This is a genomic window from Nocardioides sp. NPDC057577, assembly GCF_042801335.1.
Lineage (GTDB): Bacteria > Actinomycetota > Actinomycetes > Propionibacteriales > Nocardioidaceae > Nocardioides.
The window spans coordinates 1525-1946 of sequence record NZ_JBHVGB010000324.1 but is presented as its reverse complement, the minus strand read 5'-3'; the positions used below and the strand labels follow the sequence as shown (position 1 = coordinate 1946).

The 422-nt window shown below is 67.5% G+C and carries 1 protein-coding gene; it reads right to left on the bottom strand.

Annotation, left to right across the window (positions count from 1 at the left end; all coding sequences use genetic code 11):
* On the bottom strand, positions 1 to 422 hold a 422-nt coding region (locus tag ACFU7D_RS29480; RefSeq protein ID WP_378874048.1), incomplete at both ends, for a hypothetical protein.

Sequence of the window (422 nt, the reverse complement as noted above, 5' to 3'; positions counted from 1 at the left end):
GTCCCATTCCGTCTCGCAGATGGCGGCGACGACTCGTCCTTCTTGCTGGAAGGGGGCCAGAAGTTCGCCGAGTTGCTGCTGTCTGCGCCCTGCGGTGGCCGGCCCGTGTGCGAGGGCGCCCACCTTGTCCTCCAGAAAGAGCACGTCGACACGGCCGGGGATAGCGTTGTCCTTCGCATCGCCGTCCTGGGCGATGAAGTCGTCGCCCAGGTGCCACTGGCGTGCGATCTCCCGTTGGACACGGGAGCGGACTTCGTCGTTGTGGTAGAGCACCACAAGGAGCAGCCGCTCGATGCCAGCGGCGTCCATGGCGGCAGGAAGGTGCTCGGGCAGGATCGGCCCGCCCGTGCGCACGCCGGTCTTCGTCGTGGGAACCGACAGGCCGGGCACCTCGATGTAGAGGGGGGTCTGGTTGCGGTACG